The 14,290-nt window shown below is 39.8% G+C and carries 16 protein-coding genes; 13 read left to right on the top strand and 3 right to left on the bottom strand.

Annotation, left to right across the window (positions count from 1 at the left end):
- From rlmB to rplI, 5 genes are all read left to right on the top strand, one after another.
- Positions 1-735 (top strand): 23S rRNA (guanosine(2251)-2'-O)-methyltransferase RlmB, encoded by a 735-nt coding sequence (gene rlmB / locus CIK00_RS18445; RefSeq protein WP_101770086.1) that lies wholly within the window; start codon positions 1-3, stop codon positions 733-735.
- Between the two features lie 308 nt (positions 736-1,043).
- The gene (rpsF, locus tag CIK00_RS18440) at positions 1,044-1,430 is read left to right on the top strand and encodes a 30S ribosomal protein S6 (protein WP_101770085.1); all 387 of its coding nucleotides are present in this window, start codon (positions 1,044-1,046) and stop codon (positions 1,428-1,430) included.
- Positions 1,431-1,439: 9 nt separating this feature from the next.
- Positions 1,440-1,742: a primosomal replication protein N gene (gene priB, locus CIK00_RS18435; RefSeq protein WP_101770084.1), complete on the top strand. Its 303-nt coding sequence runs from the start codon at positions 1,440-1,442 to the stop codon at positions 1,740-1,742.
- 15 nt (positions 1,743-1,757) lie between these two features.
- A complete protein-coding gene (rpsR, locus tag CIK00_RS18430; protein WP_045030943.1) occupies positions 1,758-1,985 on the top strand; it encodes a 30S ribosomal protein S18 in 228 nt (75 codons plus the stop codon).
- A gap of 38 nt (positions 1,986-2,023) precedes the next feature.
- Entirely contained in the window at positions 2,024-2,476 is a 453-nt protein-coding gene (gene rplI / locus CIK00_RS18425) for a 50S ribosomal protein L9 (RefSeq protein ID WP_101770083.1), read from the top strand.
- Positions 2,477-2,551: 75 nt separating this feature from the next.
- Here the strand turns inward: rplI and CIK00_RS18420 are convergent, their stop codons facing one another.
- Positions 2,552-3,310, bottom strand: a complete 759-nt coding sequence (locus CIK00_RS18420) for a DUF481 domain-containing protein (protein ID WP_101770101.1) — start codon at positions 3,308-3,310, stop codon at positions 2,552-2,554.
- Between the two features lie 231 nt (positions 3,311-3,541).
- Between CIK00_RS18420 and CIK00_RS18415 the strand changes: the two genes are divergently transcribed.
- From CIK00_RS18415 to pgi, 3 genes are all read left to right on the top strand, one after another.
- Positions 3,542-4,939 carry a replicative DNA helicase gene (locus CIK00_RS18415; protein ID WP_101770082.1) on the top strand — a complete coding sequence of 466 codons (1,398 nt, stop codon included), beginning with the start codon at positions 3,542-3,544 and terminating at the stop codon, positions 4,937-4,939.
- Positions 4,940-4,965: 26 nt separating this feature from the next.
- A complete protein-coding gene (alr, locus tag CIK00_RS18410) occupies positions 4,966-6,045 on the top strand; it encodes an alanine racemase (RefSeq protein WP_101770081.1) in 1,080 nt (359 codons plus the stop codon).
- Positions 6,046-6,441: 396 nt separating this feature from the next.
- A complete protein-coding gene (pgi, locus tag CIK00_RS18405) occupies positions 6,442-8,094 on the top strand; it encodes a glucose-6-phosphate isomerase (protein WP_101770080.1) in 1,653 nt (550 codons plus the stop codon).
- Positions 8,095-8,185: 91 nt separating this feature from the next.
- On the opposite strand, the gene CIK00_RS18400 is transcribed toward pgi, so the two are convergent.
- Together CIK00_RS18400 and zur are read right to left on the bottom strand one after the other, a co-directional pair.
- Positions 8,186-8,392 (bottom strand): cold-shock protein, encoded by a 207-nt coding sequence (locus CIK00_RS18400; RefSeq protein WP_045038403.1) that lies wholly within the window; start codon positions 8,390-8,392, stop codon positions 8,186-8,188.
- Positions 8,393-8,614: 222 nt separating this feature from the next.
- The gene (gene zur / locus CIK00_RS18395; RefSeq protein WP_101770079.1) at positions 8,615-9,067 is read right to left on the bottom strand and encodes a zinc uptake transcriptional repressor Zur; all 453 of its coding nucleotides are present in this window, start codon (positions 9,065-9,067) and stop codon (positions 8,615-8,617) included.
- 973 nt (positions 9,068-10,040) lie between these two features.
- On the opposite strand from zur, the gene CIK00_RS18390 reads away from it, so the two are divergent.
- From CIK00_RS18390 to CIK00_RS18370, 5 genes are all read left to right on the top strand, one after another.
- The gene (locus tag CIK00_RS18390; RefSeq protein WP_101770078.1) at positions 10,041-11,303 is read left to right on the top strand and encodes a RidA family protein; all 1,263 of its coding nucleotides are present in this window, start codon (positions 10,041-10,043) and stop codon (positions 11,301-11,303) included.
- 339 nt (positions 11,304-11,642) lie between these two features.
- Positions 11,643-12,623, top strand: a complete 981-nt coding sequence (gene dusA / locus CIK00_RS18385; RefSeq protein WP_101770077.1) for a tRNA dihydrouridine(20/20a) synthase DusA — start codon at positions 11,643-11,645, stop codon at positions 12,621-12,623.
- A 230-nt stretch (positions 12,624-12,853) separates the two neighbouring features.
- Complete coding sequence (gene pspG / locus CIK00_RS18380) at positions 12,854-13,096, top strand: envelope stress response protein PspG (RefSeq protein ID WP_101770076.1); 243 nt, start codon at positions 12,854-12,856, stop codon at positions 13,094-13,096.
- An 86-nt stretch (positions 13,097-13,182) separates the two neighbouring features.
- Positions 13,183-13,809: a TIGR04219 family outer membrane beta-barrel protein gene (locus tag CIK00_RS18375; RefSeq protein WP_101770075.1), complete on the top strand. Its 627-nt coding sequence runs from the start codon at positions 13,183-13,185 to the stop codon at positions 13,807-13,809.
- A 154-nt stretch (positions 13,810-13,963) separates the two neighbouring features.
- Entirely contained in the window at positions 13,964-14,194 is a 231-nt protein-coding gene (locus CIK00_RS18370; RefSeq protein ID WP_045038408.1) for an RNA-binding protein, read from the top strand.
- Positions 14,195-14,290 lie beyond the last annotated feature (96 nt).

Below are 14,290 nucleotides of genomic sequence, written 5' to 3'. Positions count from 1 at the left end.
ATGAGTAATGATATGATTTTTGGCATCCATGCCGTTAAAGCTGTACTCGCATCTGATCCGGTGCGCTTTATTGAAGTATTCGTACTGAAAGGGCGTGAAGATGATCGTTTGCTGCCGTTAATTACTGAGTTGAAAGACTTAGGCATCACGATTCAAGAAGCGGGCCGTAAAGCATTAGATGACAAAGTTGATGGTGCCTCTCATCAGGGTATTATTGCGCGTGTGCGTCCGGGTAAGCAGTACAATGAAAACAACCTTGATGATTTATTAGCGACCAAAGAAAATCCATTATTGTTGATTTTAGATGGTGTGACTGACCCGCATAACCTTGGTGCGTGTTTACGTAATGCTGATGCAGCAGGTGCTGTGGCTGTGATTGTTCCAAAAGATCGTTCAGCACAGTTGAATGCGACTGCAAGTAAAGTGGCATGTGGTGCGGCTGAAATTATGCCATTAGTACGTGTAACCAATCTGGCTCGTACTATGCGAGCGTTACAAGATAAAGGCGTATGGATTGTGGGTACTGCTGGTGAAGCAACCCATGATCTTTACCACAGTAAACTAACTGGGCCATTGGCGATTGTTATGGGGGCTGAAGGTGAAGGTATGCGTCGTTTAACCCGTGAAACGTGTGATGATTTGATTAAGATCCCAATGGCGGGTTCAGTATCAAGTTTGAACGTATCGGTAGCGACAGGTATCTGTTTATTTGAAGCGGTACGTCAACGCGGATAATGCGTGATTAACCCCAAATAATTGCATAATTATTTAAACCCACGCAGTGGTTACTGGGTGGGTCTTTTATTGTTTATCAGTATGAAAAATGAACAGAGATGGCCGTGATGAGTCAATGTTAGTAGCGATAAACTAAGGTTCGAGTTCATTTCATTGAAAAACGGCGAGTGGCGAGAAAATAAGCTTGCCTAGATTGATCATTCTCTGTACTATCCGTCATCCAAATTCTCGGTTCTTTTTTTAGTTCCTTGCTTCCTCAGGTTAACCGAGCCGACAAGGGAAGCTGAATAATCCGTAAGGAGCAACCTATGCGTCATTACGAAATCGTATTCATGGTGCACCCTGATCAAAGCGAGCAAGTTGCTGGCATGATCGAGCGTTACACTGCTGCTATCAAAGATTCTGGTGGTCAAATTCACCGTCTAGAAGATTGGGGCCGCCGTCAAATGGCTTACCCAATCAACAAACTGCACAAAGCACACTATGTTCTTTTGAACATTGAAGCTGAGCAGGCTGTTATTGACGAGCTTGAGTCAAACTTCCGCTTCAACGACGCAGTGATCCGTAACATGATCATGCGTACTAAACACGCTGTTACTGAGCCATCTCCTATGATGAAGGCTAAAGAAGAGCGTTTTACTAAGCGTGAAGATCGTGCTGAAGCACAATCTGAAGGCGAAGCAGCTGCTGAGTAATTTGTATTAATGACTAATCGTCTGGTGTTGACTGGCACTATTGCCAAGCATCCCAAACGAAGCCAATCCCCGGCAGGCATACCTCATTGTCACTTTGTGCTTGAGCATCGCTCTGTGCAGCGGGAAGCTGACTTACCACGCCAAATATATTGTTATATTAACGTGGTAATCAGTGGTAAAGGTCAACAAGTACTCACTCAAGATTTAGTTGTCGGAAGCACAATTAAGGTGGAGGGATTTATCTCTTACCAAACCGGCCGTAATGGTATCGGGAAATTAGTTTTGCATGCCGATTACATTGACTTAATTTAGATCAGGAGATAGCCCATGGCTCGTTTCTTCCGTCGTCGTAAATTCTGCCGTTTTACAGCAGAAGGCGTACTAGAGATTGACTACAAAGACGTAGCAACTCTGAAAAACTACATCACTGAAGCTGGTAAAATTGTACCTAGCCGTATCACTGGTACTCGTGCTAAATACCAGCGTCAGCTAGCTCGTGCTATCAAGCGTTCTCGTTACCTAGCACTTCTACCGTACACAGATAAGCATCTGTAAGCAGTAGTCGTTTTTAGAATTTTATAGAGGACAAGATAATGCAAGTTATTCTACTTGATAAAGTAGCTAACCTAGGTGGCCTTGGCGACCAGGTTAACGTTAAAGCGGGCTATGCTCGTAACTTCCTTATCCCACAAGCTAAGGCTGTTATGGCGACTAAAGCGAACGTTGAAATGTTCGACGCACGTCGTGCAGAGCTAGAAGTTAAAGTTGCTGAGCAACATGCTGCTGCTCAAGCACGTGCTGAAGCACTAAACACGCTTGAAGGTGTGGTTATTGAATCTAAAGCTGGTGACGAAGGTAAACTATTCGGCTCAATCGGTACTCGTGACATCGCTGATGCAGTTTCTGCAGCTGGCGTAGCACTTGTTAAGAGTGAAGTACGTCTACCTGAAGGCGCACTACGTGCAACTGGCGAATTTGAAGTTAGCGTTCAGCTAAGTTCAGATGTATTCGCAACTGTTAAACTAAACGTTGTTGCTGCTAAGTAATCGCTTTTAGCTTTAATAGTAAAAAACCAGCCTTATGGCTGGTTTTTTTATGTCTGGAATTTAGGAAATCTTGATTTATAAAGTGTAAATCAGTGAGATCGTGGTGGTACTATCGGAATTTTTCATGCCTTCAGGTACCCAAGAATAAGCTGTTTGGGTGTAACCTACGTTTAAAGCAATATTGTCAGTGATCGCATTAGTCGCATTAAAGGTGCTTTCTAAGGTGGTGTTACTTTGCCCTGAAATGACGTTAAATTTAGCACTGAGTGTCAGTGTTTTTAATGGCTTCCATTGAATATCGATGGTGCTTTGCAATACCATTTCATTAACGACTTCTTGTTTCACAATACTGTCGTTTTTTATCTCATCGAGATTAGGATCTTGATGGCGAAAGCCGGGGCCAATATCCACTAATGTTTGAAATGTCTCATAGTTAAATAAACGGTAACCGATACCGGTTGAGACTATCGAATCTGCATAATAAGGCCCATAGCGGTCATCAATATAGCTGCCATTACCATAAAAATAATAACCATCACGGATCATCCGTTTTGATTTTAAGCTGGTTGATAGTTTTCGCTTATCTTCTTCGCCATTTTTCTTTGCCATAATAAATTTGGCATCGGCATTGGTTTGATAACGGCCTTTGGTGTACGTCAGCGCCACATTACCATTCATGGTCTGGGAGTCAGAGTTACCCGATAGTGCTTGATAACCCAAGCCGATAGTACTGGTTAATGGCGATGGTTCAATCGGTGCTTCCGGTGTTGATTCTTCACTGGCATTGGCTGCGGTAGTGGCAAGCAATAGAAATGTGAGTATATATCTTGCCAAAAGACCTCCGCTGGCAGGGTAAGGTAAAGGTCGAAACATTGATCGTCGCATTCTAGCGTAAATTTGTCAGCTTTTGGTTAGGAATCGTCAGCATACTTTTCGTAAAACTAAAAAGGAGGATAATTGTTGTTGTTGCAAGTGATCAATCGTAATCGTTTATAGCTACTCAGAGGCAGGGGATAGGTTATACTGTCGAGCTCCGTTCTTGGTTTTGGTAAATGCACAATTGCTATGACAGATAATCGTAAATCGAAACAATTAAAAGATAATCAAATGGACGCCATTAAGATGCCACCGCATTCGCTTGAGGCTGAGCAATCAGTACTTGGCGGTTTAATGCTGGATAATGAGCGTTGGGATACTGTTGCTGAAAAAGTCGTTGCAAAAGATTTCTACAGTCGCCCTCATCGGATTATTTTTGAGGCAACCGCAGCCTTATTGGAAGGTGGACAGCCACTTGATTTGATCACGCTGTCTGAACATCTTGAGCGGTCTGACAAACTTGATGGTGTTGGTGGTTTTGCTTACCTTGCTGAATTGGCTAAAAACACCCCGTCGGCTGCCAATATTTTAGCGTATGCTGATATTGTCCGTGAGCGAGCTTTGATCCGCGATATGATTGGCGTTGCCAATGAAATTGCTGATGCGGGTTATGATCCACAAGGTCGCACTAGTGAAGACTTGTTGGATATGGCCGAAAGTAAAGTTTTTGCCATTGCTGAACAACGGACTAATGATAAAGAGGGCCCCCAAAACGTTGATACAATTTTAGAGCGTACGCTTGAACGTATTGAGTTGCTTTATCAATCACCACAAGATGGTGTAACGGGTGTTTCAACGGGCTTTACTGATTTAAATAAGAAGACTGCTGGTTTGCAAGGGTCTGATTTGATTATTGTTGCCGCACGTCCATCTATGGGTAAAACGACCTTTGCGATGAACTTATGTGAAAATGCAGCCATGGATCAAGATAAACCAGTGCTGATTTTCTCATTAGAGATGCCCGCAGAACAGATAATGATGCGTATGTTGGCATCATTATCTCGTGTTGACCAAACCAAAATTCGTACCGGACAATTGGACGATGAAGATTGGGCACGGATATCATCAACAATGGGTATTCTGATGCAAAAGAAGAATATGTTCATTGATGATAGTTCCGGCTTAACACCAACAGAAGTACGTTCACGCGCGCGTCGTATTGCACGTGATCACGGTGGTCTTAGTATGATCATGATCGACTACCTTCAGTTGATGCGTGTGCCAGGACTACAAGAAAACCGTACGTTAGAGATTGCTGAAATCTCACGTTCGCTTAAAGCATTAGCGAAAGAATTAAATGTGCCTGTTGTTGCCCTCTCTCAGCTTAACCGTTCGTTAGAGCAACGGGCAGATAAGCGTCCTGTTAACTCTGATCTGCGTGAATCTGGCGCCATCGAGCAGGATGCTGACTTAATCATGTTCATATACCGTGATGAGGTTTATCACGAAGACAGTGCCCTTAAAGGGATCGCTGAAATCATCTTAGGTAAACAACGTAATGGTCCAATTGGTACTGTGCGTTTAACGTTCCAAGGCCAGTTCTCTCGCTTTGATAACTATGCTGGTCCAGCCTTTGATGAAGAGTAAGCCTTAAAAATTATTTAGGATATTGGATGAAAGCTGCAACTGCACATATTGATACCCAAGCTTTGGCACATAATCTGAGTCAAATCCGCCTGCAGGCACCAAAGAGTAAAATTTTAGCGGTTGTTAAAGCTAATGCATACGGACACGGGTTGTTAGATGTGGCGAAAAGCCTTATCGATGTTGATGCTTATGGTGTGGCACGTATAGAAGAAGCTTTAATACTACGCGCTGGTGGCGTGGTAAAACCGATCTTATTATTAGAAGGTTTTTATGCGCCAACAGATCTTCCAGTATTGGTGATTAATAATATTCATACCGTAGTGCATTCGATTGAACAGCTGGAAGCGTTAGAACAGGCTGAGTTAGATGCACCCGTACGTGTATGGGTAAAAATAGACACAGGCATGCACCGACTTGGATTACGCCCAGAGCAAGTGCCTGAGTTTATGCAACGCTTAAATGACTGCGATAATGTTGCTAAGCCATTACGTTTTATTAGTCATTTTGGTAATGCTGATAATCTAAATAGTGATATTACCGTTAATCAAATTGCGTGTTTTTCAACCTTGACCAAGCCTTACCAAGGTGAGCGTTCATTAGCAGCATCAGCGGGTATTTTAGCGTGGCCTGATAGTCATTTTGAATGGATCCGTCCGGGCATTATTATGTATGGCGTGTCACCATTTGATGAATTAGAACGTTCGGCATCAAACTATAATCTACAACCGGTTATGACGTTAACATCGAGCTTAATTGCTGTTCGTGACGTTAAAAAAGGTGAACAAGTCGGTTATGGTGGCATTTGGACCTGTGAGCAAGATACCAAAATGGGTGTTATTGCTATTGGTTATGGTGATGGCTATCCACGTTGTGCGCCTAATGGTACACCAGTGATGGTTAATGGTCGGATTGTGCCAACGGCTGGGCGTGTTTCAATGGATATGTTGACAGTAGATTTAGGACCGAATGCGACCGATAAAGTAGGTGATGAAGCTATTTTATGGGGTAAAGGTTTACCTGCTGAAGTGATAGCACAATATACAGGTGTTATTGCTTATGAATTAATGACTAAGTTAACTCCTCGAGTGGCAATGACTTATTCATAAAAAAGACGAGTCGTGGGTTTAACCTGCGGCTTTTTTTTGGTTAAAATTTACTATTTACCTTGAAGAGTAATCGCGGCCTGTTATCTGCCAGTATCATTTTGGTATTCTTTAATCTTTGATAAAGCCTTTGATATACCATTACTCTTTATTTATCGGTGAAACCTTTTAGTTTAATTAGTGATTACCATTATCATCTTGCTGATAAATACAGGTATGATGCATCATATTTTCGTGACCTGACGCAATGACGATAATACGATATTAGCGTCATAATTGGTTGTAACAGATAACCTTATTATTAGAGACCTAGCATTTTAGGTTGTATAGCATAGATCGAGGATCTTTCGAAGGCGGTATGCTTCGAGGGATGAACATAACAAAATCAGGAACATTATTATGTTAAAGAATATTAATCCAACGCAAACTAAAGCGTGGCAAGCACTGACTGCGCATTTTGAACAAGCTCAAGATTTTGAATTAAGTGATTTATTTGCAAATGATAGCGAGCGTTTTGCCAAGTTTTCTGCCCAGTTTGGTTCTGATATTTTATTAGATTACTCTAAGAACCTGATCACAGAAGAAACTTTGACTAAGTTGTTTGCATTAGCAAAAGAAACTGAGCTTGATGCTGCTATTGCGGATATGTTCAACGGTGTGAAAATTAACCGTACTGAAGATCGTGCTGTACTACATGTTGCGTTACGTAACCGTAGCAATACGCCAATCATTGTTGATGGCAAAGATGTTATGCCTGCAGTAAATGCAGTATTAGCGAAGATGGAACGTTTCACTAACCGTATTGTAAGTGGCGAGTGGAAAGGTTACACCGGCAAAGAAATCACTGATGTCGTTAATATCGGTATTGGTGGTTCAGATCTTGGCCCTTACATGGTTTCAGAAGCATTAGCAGCGTACAAAACACGCCTAAACATGCACTTTGTTTCTAACGTTGATGCGACACACATTGTTGAAACGCTAAAAGACTTAAATCCTGAAACAACGTTATTCTTAATTGCATCTAAAACCTTTACTACTCAAGAAACGATGACTAACGCATTGTCTGCGCGTGATTGGTTCTTAGCAATGGCGGAAGATAAAGCACACGTTGCAAAACACTTTGCTGCGCTCTCTACTAATGCAGAATCTGTGGCTGAATTTGGTATCGATACTGATAACATGTTTGAGTTCTGGGATTGGGTTGGTGGTCGTTACTCACTATGGTCTGCAATTGGTCTTTCTATTAGCTTGGCGGTAGGTTTTGATAACTTCGTTAAGTTATTGGAAGGTGGTCATGCAATGGATAATCATTTTGCAACCGCGCCACTAGAGCAAAAATTACCTGTAATTCTAGCGTTAATTGGTATTTGGTATAACAACTTCCACGGCGCAGAAACTGAAGCGATCCTACCTTACGATCAATACATGCACCGTTTCCCTGCTTACTTCCAGCAAGGTAACATGGAATCAAATGGTAAATATGTCGATCGTGGTGGTAAGCCAGTGGATTACCAAACAGGTCCTATCATTTGGGGTGAGCCAGGAACGAATGGTCAACACGCGTTCTATCAACTTATTCACCAAGGCACGAAGTTAATTCCATGTGACTTTATTGCACCAGCTATTAGCCATAATCCATTAGGTGATCATCACCCTAAACTAATGGCTAACTTCTTCGCACAAACTGAAGCATTAGCATTTGGTAAGAGTCGCGAGACAGTAGAAGCTGAGTTTGTTGCTGCAGGTAAATCACAAGCAGAAATTGATGAGCTAGCTGAATTTAAAGTTTTTGAAGGTAATCGTCCAACTAACTCTATTCTGCTTAAAGAAATTACGCCATACACATTAGGTGCACTAATCGCATTGTATGAGCATAAAATCTTTACCCAAGGTGTTATTTGGAACATCTGTAGTTTTGACCAGTGGGGCGTAGAACTTGGTAAGCAATTGGCTAACCAAATTTTACCTGAGCTAAATAGCAACGAGGGTGTTGTAAGCCACGATAGTTCAACTAATGGTTTGATTAATGCATTCAAACAATGGCGTGCATAATGCCTATTATTGGTTAATGTAATTGACCGATAAAATAAAACGCCGCAATCGTGATGATTGCGGCGTTTTTTTATTTTTGGCGTTAGCTTAATTATAGTGTGATAACGTCGCTAGCTTGCGGGCCTTTCTGACCATCAGTGACGATAAATTCAACATTTTGGCCTTCACGTAAAGTTTTACGTCCTTGTGCCTGAATAGCACTGAAATGAACAAAAACGTCTTTACCATCGGCAGCAGAAATAAAACCAAAGCCTTTATCATCGTTGAACCACTTTACGGTTCCAGTCAGTTTACTCATTTACGTCTTCCCTTATAGACTAATCGTAGTAGTTACAATCAATAGGTAACTAGGTGCTTATTGCGAATTTAGTCTAGATCGAATTTATGACAATGAGTAGTTTTTTATTGTGCTTTTATGTTTGAGTTAACGATAATTTATTTTAAAGAGAAAGGCGCTGCAAGGAGGGGGGAGAAAATATCAGAAGGTGCCATCACTGATGGTGACAGCACTATTGGACAATCATGCGTTTTTAGTTTGCTGACATTTATGACAAATGCCATGGCTTTCAACCACGTGGTGCTTGATCATGAAACCATATTGTTCTGATTTTTGGCGTAAAAGTTTTGCCAGTTCATCATCATGGATTTCTTCAACAAACCCACATTCATCACAAATTAATAGTTGTGAACAATGATCCGCATGGCCAAGTACGCAACACGCAATATAGCTATTGGTTGATTCAACTTTATGAACAAACCCTTGTGCTAATAGAAAATCTAACGCGCGATAAACCGTAGGCGGTTTCGCTTGGGGTTCTGATATTTTGAGTAAATCGAGTAACTCATAAGCACTAATAGAACTATGATGATTAATGATCAGTGCCAGTACTTTTAATCGCTGCGGGGTCATTCTAACCCCTCGTTGCTCACAGAGCTGTTGTGCTTTCGCTAGCAGTTGAGTTTGAACCGTCATAGAGCCTCAGAAAAACGTCATTAAGGTTTTATTTTATCACAGCTGTCTAAAAACATACTCACACTTAGCTATTAACTGTTATAAGGAAAAAGATTCCGTGTAAATGATCACGTTATAAAGTGATAGAAAAAAGCAGATGTCGCAAAAAAGAGGCTTTGAGTTTTAATGATTATAAATTTTTATTATAAAGTTTAGTAAACCACATTGAATTGCAATAGATTTTCTATAAGGACGTAGGGATGTATTATTCGCATAATTAATGCTGTTCTATAAATATTATTTAGATTAAACGTCAGATTTCTATACGTTTAAGCGCTAGAATAGTTACTGTAAAACAGTGTGATTGTGCTAGAACGTACTGAATATTGGGTTGTTACGTATCTTAAAAACACGATTATTAAAGCATTACAAAAACTAATGCCAAGGTTGCATTTTTTTTCATTTCTCAAGTTGTTTAAAATACCTATAATGACGCCCAACGAAACGTGACCGACGCCTTAACTATTTAATAATTAGGTAATGGTTATATATAACAAGCTTAATTATTTAAGGTAAAAATCAATGTCAGGTATCATTACTAAAATTGTTGCACTTTACACGCCAGTATTTTCTACAATGTACAAAAGCGGTAATATGACTAAGTAAAGTCTTGCAACAAGGTCAGTTATAGACCTTTTAGTTAACAAGAATTTAGAGAAAGGCCTTGAACAATGTTCAAGGCCTTTTTTGTTATGAAAAAATAGGCATTAGATATTAATTGCTAAATATTGAACCTCGTTATAAATGGTGCAATATATTGAATTAGTAAATAAATATAAATTTTAGTTCTGTAGTCTAAGAATGAAAGATTTAGATTGTTTTTATAAAATACAATTATTTAGAAGATTTAATAAGTTGTGATGAAAGCGGTTTTTTACTTGCCAATGATCTGCAATATTATCTCGTCCTTATTTAATATATAAAGAGAGATGAGATGGGCAGTATTATAAAATCCTCACGAAATACAGTAACAGCACCCCGCGATTTGGTTGCAACACAAACTGTTGCTTTTTCGCATTACAATAATATTTCAGCGCAATTACCTCTTGATGTTAACAGTGGAAAAATTGTTGAAGGTGGAGTTAAAGAACAGGCAGAACAATGCCTAAAGAATATTAAGGCTATTGTCGAAAGTATTGATCATGCGATGCATGATGTTATCAAAATCAATGTGTATCTTAAAAATATCAAAGATCTTGATATTGTTGATGATGTTTACGCTACTTTTTTCCCTCGTTACTTGCCTACTCGTACTGTCATGAGTGTCGCTGCGTTGCCAATGGACGCGGTATTAGTTCAAATGGATGCAGTGATTTCAAATGGTGAAGGCTCAGGAACACAAGCTCCTTGTGATCTTGTCAAAATTGCTCGAAATACAGCAAATGCCCCAAATAGTGATGTATCGACCCAAACCGTCGCTTTTTCACATTACAACCACATTTCAGCACAATTACCGCTTGATCCTAAAACCGGGAATATTATTGCTGGTGGCGTAAAAGAGCAGACTGGACAATGTTTAAAAAATATTAAGAGTATTCTAGAAGCGATCGACGTTCCTGCTGACGATATCGTTAAAATTAATATTTATCTTGAAAACCTTGCTGATATTGAAGCTATTAATGAAATATATAGCCGTTATTTCCCTGACTCTGCCATTGCTCGCACTTGCGGTTATATGCCAGCCCGCTCAGTGATCGTTGTTGAAGGTTTACCTATGGGCGCATTAGTACAGATTGATGCAACGGTTTCTCATGGCGATGGAACACCACCACAAGCGGTTGAAGATCGTCATGGCTTGGTCATTAAAGCGAATAACACCCATAATGCACCTCAAACGTCGTTATCAACCCAAACAGTTGCGTTTTCGCATTACAGTAATATTTCTGCGCAATTACCGTTAAATTCGATGACGGGTAATATTGTTGACGGTGGCGTTAATGAACAAGCAAGACAATGTTTAACTAATATCAAAGCGATAGTTGAAAGTGTTAATCATGTTATGGATGATATTGTTAAGGTAAACATTCAACTAAAAAATATGGCTGACCTTGATGCTGTTAATGATGTTTATACAACATTCTTTAATGATAATCTTCCAGCAAGAACAACCATTGGTGTTTCAGCCATCGCAATGGATGCTTTAGTACAAATGGATGCGATTGTATCTAACGCGGAAGGTACTCCGCCTGAAGTGTAATAAAAGAGTCGCTATAAATAATTTTCTGATTATAAAAAGCCATATTTATTTGAATATGGCTTTTCTTGTTTATATACCTTACTTGATATTGTCTTCCGTATTTTAAAGCATTGTTAAACCGATCATGGGTTGAGGGTGATCCCCGTCTAATCATGGTGACAATAGTCATTTTAGGGTAGAATCCGCGCCTCAAAAGATATTTTAGGGACCGTTTATGCCTCCTAAACTGTCCCTCATCCGTCCCTTATCGAAAACAAAAATCGACATCGGATGAAGTATATTGCAATACCCGTAAGTGGTATTTGCCATAACCACTTAATATGTAAGGAATGTTGTTACATGTACCCTTCTGCTCGTTTTTCTGTTGCCCCCATGCTGGATTGGACTGATCGTCATTGCCGTTATTTTCATCGTCTAATGAGTAAAGAAGCTCTGTTGTATACTGAAATGGTAACGACTGGTGCAATTATTCATGGTAAAGGTGATTTTCTTTCTTATAACGAAGAAGAGCATCCATTAGCATTACAACTTGGTGGTTCAAATCCGGTTGATCTTGCTCGTTGTGCAAAACTAGCCGCAGATCGTGGTTATAATGAGATCAACTTAAATGTAGGTTGTCCGTCTGATCGTGTTCAAAACGGCATGTTTGGTGCTTGTTTAATGGGTGAGGCTGAGCTGGTGGCACAGTGTGTTGCTGCAATGCGTGAAGTGGCCGACATTCCTGTAACAGTTAAAACGCGTATCGGTATTGATGAGCAAGATTCTTATGAATTTCTAAGCCACTTTATTCAAACTGTGTCAGAAAAAGGCGGTTGTGATAATTTTACTATTCACGCCCGTAAAGCATGGCTTAAAGGCTTGAGTCCAAAAGAAAACCGTGAAGTTCCACCTTTAGATTACCCGCGCGTATATCAATTAAAGCAAGATTTTCCACAGTTAACCATGGCTATCAATGGTGGTATTAAAACCTTTGAAGAAATGGAACAGCATCTTAAATATATGGATGGTGTCATGGTGGGTCGTGAAGCTTACCAAAGTCCATATTTAATGGCAGAAGTCGATCAACGTTTATTTGGCAGTGAGCGTCCAGTAATGAAACGTCGTGAAGTCATTGAAGCGATGTATCCTTACATTGAACGTCAGTTAGCCAATGGTTCATGCTTAGGCCATATTACTCGTCATATGCTAGGTTTATTCCAAAGTATGCCTGGTGCACGTCAATGGCGTCGTTATATTAGTGAAAATGCTCATAAGCCAGGGGCGGGTATTGAAGTCGTGCAGCAAGCATTAGCTAAAATTCCTGCTGAGTTGGATGTGTAATAACACTTCAATAATTGTTATTAAAGTGGCGAATTTTACTTAGTATTAGGTGAGATTGACCACTAAATAGTAAACGCCAATTCTTTATTGAGTTGGCGTTTTTTATATGCATGAAAAATAAAGTAAAATAATTAACTTATAGTTGGCGTGAATTGTGCAATATTGTAGGTAATAATAAATATAACACGGTGATTTCATTTGGATGTTGCCGTAATAACAAAGGATAATCTATGTTTGAGTTCCTGTTTTTAGTTGCTTTTACATTGGTACTGATATTTACCGGTGTTAGTTTGATTGGTGTCTTCATTGCGGTTGCTGCGGGATTTGCGGTGATGGCAGTTGTCGGTATGTTGGGATTAGTCTTTAAATTATTGCCGTGGATCATCGTGATAGCATTAGGTATTTGGTTCTTTCGAGAGCGTAATGCCGACAAACAGCATCAAGAACGTATGTCGCGTCATCGTCGCTATTAACTGCGATTGATTGCAGAGTTTTTATACCGCTTCTGATATAATTTTGTGCGATTAATTACATAAAATGATAAGAGCGGAGACTCGGAATGAAAAAAGTGGTGCTTTCAATTGCAGCGGCAATGACGCTAGCTGCAGCCCTTCCAGCCCAAGCTGATACCTTACTAGGTGTTAAAGTGGGTGCGGATGCATGGTTTACAAACGCAAAAGTAGATGGTCATAAAAGTGATGATACATCAACATCTTACTATGCATCTTTTGAGCATTTTATTCCTTTAGTGCCAAACGTAATGGTACGTTACAACAATATTGATACTGGGAATGTGAATTTTGAGCAAAGTGATTTTACTGCTTATTATGAAATTCTTGATAACGATTTAGTTGCACTAGATTTAGGTGTAACAATGACTAAATTTACTGGTGTTCAAATTCAACACCAGAACAGTTTTAGTGATTGGCAGCCAACTGTTTATGCTGCTGCTGAGTTAGGTATTCCAGCAACACCATTATCTGTATTTGCTCAAGCGAACGCGGGTAAATATGACGGTACAAGTTTGTTTGATGGCCAAGCTGGTGTGAAATATACATTAGGTTTAGTGGCAGCAGATCTTAACCTTCGTGCGGGTTACCGTATGATGGCTTATGACTTTAAAAAATCAAACACTGGTGATGTTGACCTAGATGGTTGGTTTGCTGGTGTAGAAGTTGATTTTTAATTAACGTATAAACCTATTTTGTGATCCAATTATAAAACCACGATTATTTCGTGGTTTTTTTATTGGCGCTAATCCCGTTTATGTACCACTTTTAAAGGTAAGCAAACTGATTATATGTGTGATGCATAATATCAGTATTAGGGAGGAGTAAGTGATGACATTAACTGAATTGAAACACCTATACGCTGACCAAGATCTTGTTGAAGCACTCATCGAACCATCAATTAATAGTGGTTATATCGTTGAATTTCGCCATCGTCGCGGCGGTTTAGTACCATTAACGGATATTAGTGGCAGTGAACAATGCTATGGTGATATTGACAGTGCTACTCAACAAGCATTTGAAGTTGGTTTTCAACAAGTTAGAATTGCTGACGAATACTAAATCCTGCCTTTATTTCTCCATTCCAAAACCAAATAGTGATATCTCTATTTGGTTTTTTTGTACGATTAACCTTACAAATGGTTATAAAACATTCTT

Source organism: Photobacterium carnosum (assembly GCF_002849605.1).
Classification (GTDB): domain Bacteria; phylum Pseudomonadota; class Gammaproteobacteria; order Enterobacterales; family Vibrionaceae; genus Photobacterium; species Photobacterium carnosum.
Note: the sequence above shows the minus strand (reverse complement) of the source record. Positions and strands in the feature narration are given on the sequence as shown.

Coding starts and splice junctions, on each gene's coding strand:
- alr (WP_101770081.1), top strand. CDS start 4,966: ATGAAAGCTGCAACTGCACATATTGATACCCAAGCTTTGGCACATAAT.
- CIK00_RS18375 (WP_101770075.1), top strand. CDS start 13,183: ATGAAAAAAGTGGTGCTTTCAATTGCAGCGGCAATGACGCTAGCTGCA.
- rplI (WP_101770083.1), top strand. CDS start 2,024: ATGCAAGTTATTCTACTTGATAAAGTAGCTAACCTAGGTGGCCTTGGC.
- CIK00_RS18370 (WP_045038408.1), top strand. CDS start 13,964: ATGACATTAACTGAATTGAAACACCTATACGCTGACCAAGATCTTGTT.
- pgi (WP_101770080.1), top strand. CDS start 6,442: ATGTTAAAGAATATTAATCCAACGCAAACTAAAGCGTGGCAAGCACTG.
- CIK00_RS18390 (WP_101770078.1), top strand. CDS start 10,041: ATGGGCAGTATTATAAAATCCTCACGAAATACAGTAACAGCACCCCGC.
- CIK00_RS18400 (WP_045038403.1), bottom strand. CDS start 8,392: ATGAGTAAACTGACTGGAACCGTAAAGTGGTTCAACGATGATAAAGGC.
- CIK00_RS18415 (WP_101770082.1), top strand. CDS start 3,542: ATGACAGATAATCGTAAATCGAAACAATTAAAAGATAATCAAATGGAC.
- rlmB (WP_101770086.1), top strand. CDS start 1: ATGAGTAATGATATGATTTTTGGCATCCATGCCGTTAAAGCTGTACTC.
- pspG (WP_101770076.1), top strand. CDS start 12,854: ATGTTTGAGTTCCTGTTTTTAGTTGCTTTTACATTGGTACTGATATTT.
- priB (WP_101770084.1), top strand. CDS start 1,440: ATGACTAATCGTCTGGTGTTGACTGGCACTATTGCCAAGCATCCCAAA.
- rpsR (WP_045030943.1), top strand. CDS start 1,758: ATGGCTCGTTTCTTCCGTCGTCGTAAATTCTGCCGTTTTACAGCAGAA.
- rpsF (WP_101770085.1), top strand. CDS start 1,044: ATGCGTCATTACGAAATCGTATTCATGGTGCACCCTGATCAAAGCGAG.
- zur (WP_101770079.1), bottom strand. CDS start 9,067: ATGACGGTTCAAACTCAACTGCTAGCGAAAGCACAACAGCTCTGTGAG.
- dusA (WP_101770077.1), top strand. CDS start 11,643: ATGTACCCTTCTGCTCGTTTTTCTGTTGCCCCCATGCTGGATTGGACT.